We start from the raw sequence: 4011 nt of genomic DNA, 5'->3' as shown, positions 1-4011 counted from the left end.
TTGCGTTGGTATTGTTTTTTAACATCACGGATGGCATCTAATGCACCACGCTTGTCAAATTTATTTAGCGCTACTAAATCGGCAAAATCCAACATATCGATTTTTTCCAATTGTGTTGCAGCACCGAATTCTGGTGTCATTACGTATAGTGAAACATCAGAATGATCCATAATTTCGGTATCACTTTGACCAATTCCAGAAGTTTCTAGAATAATGATATCGTATTTTGCAGCTTTCAAAACTTCGATTGCTTCATTTACATATTTTGACAAAGCCAAATTCGATTGACGTGTTGCCAACGAACGCATGTAAACTCTAGAATTATTGATGGCATTCATACGAATTCTATCGCCTAAAAGTGCACCACCAGTTTTACGTTTTGATGGATCTACAGAAATTAATCCGATAGTTTTTTCTGGAAAATCGATTAAAAATCTTCTCACCAATTCATCAACTAGCGATGATTTTCCTGCTCCACCAGTTCCTGTAATTCCTAAAACCGGAATTTTATTAGTTTCATTTTTCTTGTGAATTTCATCAAAAGCAGCTTTTGCAATTTCTGGAAAATTCTCTGCTGCCGAAATTAATCGTGCAATTGCAGTTGGATTTTTATCTTCTATGTGAGCTAATTCATCCGTTAATTTATCACCAATTGGATAATCTGAACGTTGAACCAAATCGTTAATCATTCCTTGCAATCCCATCGCACGACCATCATCTGGAGAGTAAATTCTTTCTATTCCGTATTCGTGCAATTCTGAAATTTCTGATGGAAGAATTACGCCACCACCGCCACCAAAAATCTTGATATGACCTGCTCCTTTTTCTTTTAGCAAATCGTACATATATTTGAAATATTCATTGTGTCCGCCTTGGTAAGAAGTCATTGCAATAGCATTAGCATCTTCTTGAATGGCAGTATTTACAACTTCTTCAACACTTCTATCATGACCAAGATGAATTACCTCAACACCAGTTGACTGAATAATTCTTCGCATGATGTTTATGGCAGCATCGTGACCGTCGAAAAGTGAAGCTGCTGTAACAATTCTTACTTTATTTTTAGGAATATAGGGAGTTTGTGGTTCCATTTGTAATTTTTATTCGAATTTAGGTGTGCAATTTACGAATTTAATAATTTTTATCCGATTTAATTCTATAGAAATTATTTTAAGAAATATCTGCAGCCTTAATTTTTGGTAAAATTTGTATCTATTTGATAATTAGCTAATTTTGAAATAAAAAAATCAGTATTAACTTAATTTTAGTGCTATTATTTAATTGAGGCATTATCTTTGTTTACAAGAAGATTATAAATTAACGAAAATAAATAAGTATGAAAATGAACAAGACACTTTTAGTAGCATCGATTTTGTTTTTTGGGACAACGGTTTCTGGATGTGCCGAAATGCAACAAGTTGCTAATCAATTACCCGGAATTTTAAATCAAGGAACTGGAACTCTAGATATTGCTGGAGGATTGAAAGAAGCATTAAACAACGGAATTACAAAACAAGTTTCAAAATTAACGGCTACCGACGGATTTTATAAAAATGCTGCGGTAAAAATTTTACTTCCAGAAGAGTTACAAAAAGTTGATAAAGGATTGCGAAGTATTGGTTTATCCAGTTTAGCTGACGAAGGTTTGAAAGTTTTAAACAGAGCTGCTGAAGATGCAGTTAAAGAAGCAACACCAATATTTGTTGATGCCGTAAAAGGAATGACTTTTAACGATGCCAAAAACATTTTGATGGGAAATGAAAATTCGGCTACGACTTATTTACAAAACAGCACAACAACGGCATTGTACGGAAAATTTAATCCGGTGATAAAAAATTCATTTTCTAAAGTTGGAGCTGATAAAGTTTGGGCAAATATTATTACGAAATACAATTCTATTCCATTAGTTAAAAAAGTAAATCCGGATTTAACCGATTATACAACGACGAAAGCATTAGAAGGAGTTTTTAAAATGGTAGCAGTTGAGGAGAAAAATATTAGAACCGATTTAAATTCAAGAAGTTCAGATTTGTTGAAAAAAGTTTTTGCTTTACAAGACAAAAAATAGTTGCAATGATATGATTCTAACCCTTTAAAAACGTACGGTTTAAGTTGTAGAATAATTTCTACAATGTTTTAATAATCAATAACATAAGAATAACATTATCTTAACATATAGATTAAAAAAATCGTCGGATATTTGCAAAGTAATAGATGAGGATTTATTATTTTGTTTGGTTTAGGTTAGTTAAAGTATGAACCAGTGTTTGGAGAAGCACTGGTTTTTTTATTTATTTTTATTAATAAATAAAATTACTTCTTTGTTAAAAACCGAGGCGTTTTCAACATTTACTACGTGTCCGCAATTTTCAACTACAACCAAAGTTGAAAACTTATAATGATTTTCAACTACTTTTCTAACAGAAGGCAAAAACATATAATCTTCTGCTCCCATGATGTAAAAAGTTGGAATATTAAGTTCTTTTTGTCTAAACCATTTTAATATTGGGTTTATTTCTGCAGTTAATTTAAACCAACGAATGAATTCTTTTTGATACAACTTTTTAGCTTCGTTAATAAACAACAACCTAGATTGTTTATGGTTTTTATTAGGCATAATGATGAAGGCAAAAAACTTATAAAGTACTATGTATGGAAGTACATATTTAAAGATATTACCGAATTTCATTAATACTTGAGATCGAAAATTCATTTTTAATATTGCTCCACCCATGATCATACTTTTCATTCTTTGTGGATTCATTTCTGCTAGTTGCCTAATAACGATTGTACCTAAAGAAATACCAACAAAATGGGAACTCTTAATCTGCAAATGATCTAATACTTCTAGAACATCATTCGCTATCGATTTGAAGGTGTATTTTTTAATTGCAAAGTTTGTCACGTCATTTGAAGAACTACCATGACCTCTTAAATCTAAAAGAAGAACATTAAAATTAGAATGGAACTCTCTAATTTGTTTATACCATATCGACGAACTTCCTCCTGCGCCGTGTACAAAAGTTACCCATTGATTGGAGTCTTTATTGATGTATGTAGTATATGAAATCAAGCTAATTTTTAGTCAAAAATACAAAATCTAGTTGAACAAGTAAGAATTATATTTTCGATTGCAATGTTTTAAAATAATCAAATGCTTTTAAAATTCTGCTTCCGTACCACGAAAACATTTCTCCATCTACAAAAACGGTTTTGGCGTGATGTGTAAATCGACCAAGTTCAAATGCGTGTTCGTCTTTAAAAGGAAAAGGCTCTGATGAAAGAAAAACATAATCTGGATCGCCTTGAATTCGCATTTTTTGGATGATTACTTCTGGATAGCGCTCTTCCCTATTTTCATAAATATTTTCGAACTTATTTAATTTCAACATTTCGTTGATAAACGTATTATTTCCGGCAACCATGTAAGGATTTGCCCAAATAAAATAAGCTGCTTTTTGCAACGGTTTATCTTTCATAAACGCAACAAAATCTGCGTAAGCGAAATTAATTTTATCGGATATTTTTTGTGCTTCGGTACGTTTATTGAATAGTTGACCAAAGTCTTGAATCATTTTTAAATTGTCTTCAATAGTGACGATATCTGTAACCCAAACCGGACAAATCTTACTTAATTCTTCAACAATTTCTAATGTGTTTTCTTCTTTATTGGCAATAATAATATCAGGTTGTAGCGCTTTTATTTTATCAAATTTTACATTTTTTGTGCCACCAATTATTTCTTTAGTTGATTTTAAATGGTAAGGATGCACGCAAAATTTAGTGATTGCAATGATGTTTTCTTCCAAACCCAAATCATAAAGTAATTCGGTTTGTGAAGGAACTAATGAAATTATTCGTTTGGGAGAAGTTTCAAAAGTGTGGAATGTTCCTAGTTGGTCAATCATATATAATTATTTTTATGTTTGATATTTTTAATCAAACTTAGTAAGATAGGCAATACGAAAATAACACTCCAAATCATTAAATTTTTGGGTAAAATATTAAAAT

At 31.2% G+C, this 4011-nt stretch carries 4 protein-coding genes; 1 reads left to right on the top strand and 3 read right to left on the bottom strand.

The features are described 5' to 3' along the window. Positions 1-1091: cobalamin-dependent protein (locus DIU01_RS14300; protein WP_290835600.1), on the bottom strand; the 1091-nt coding region annotated here is incomplete at its 3' end. Positions 1092-1342: 251 nt separating this feature from the next. Here DIU01_RS14300 and DIU01_RS14295 point away from each other — a divergent pair. After that, positions 1343-2068, top strand: coding sequence for a DUF4197 domain-containing protein (locus DIU01_RS14295; RefSeq protein WP_290835602.1), 726 nt, complete (start codon positions 1343-1345; stop codon positions 2066-2068). A 219-nt stretch (positions 2069-2287) separates the two neighbouring features. On the opposite strand, the gene DIU01_RS14290 is transcribed toward DIU01_RS14295, so the two are convergent. Continuing rightward, positions 2288-3073, bottom strand: coding sequence for an alpha/beta hydrolase (locus DIU01_RS14290; protein WP_290835598.1), 786 nt, complete (start codon positions 3071-3073; stop codon positions 2288-2290). A gap of 46 nt (positions 3074-3119) precedes the next feature. After that, positions 3120-3908 (bottom strand): ABC transporter substrate-binding protein, encoded by a 789-nt coding sequence (locus DIU01_RS14285; RefSeq protein WP_290835596.1) that lies wholly within the window; start codon positions 3906-3908, stop codon positions 3120-3122. Between the last annotated feature and the right edge of the window lie 103 nt (positions 3909-4011).

It is taken from the genome of Flavobacterium sp. (assembly GCF_003525665.1).
Classification (GTDB): domain Bacteria; phylum Bacteroidota; class Bacteroidia; order Flavobacteriales; family Flavobacteriaceae; genus Flavobacterium.
The sequence above is the reverse complement of the archived record's forward strand: the minus strand, read 5'-3'. Positions and strand labels throughout refer to the sequence as shown.

Bases quoted from the DNA above. Each gene is read 5' to 3' on its own strand.
- DIU01_RS14295 (WP_290835602.1), top strand. From the start codon at position 1,343: ATGAACAAGACACTTTTAGTAGCATCGATTTTGTTTTTTGGGACAACG.
- DIU01_RS14285 (WP_290835596.1), bottom strand. From the start codon at position 3,908: ATGATTGACCAACTAGGAACATTCCACACTTTTGAAACTTCTCCCAAA.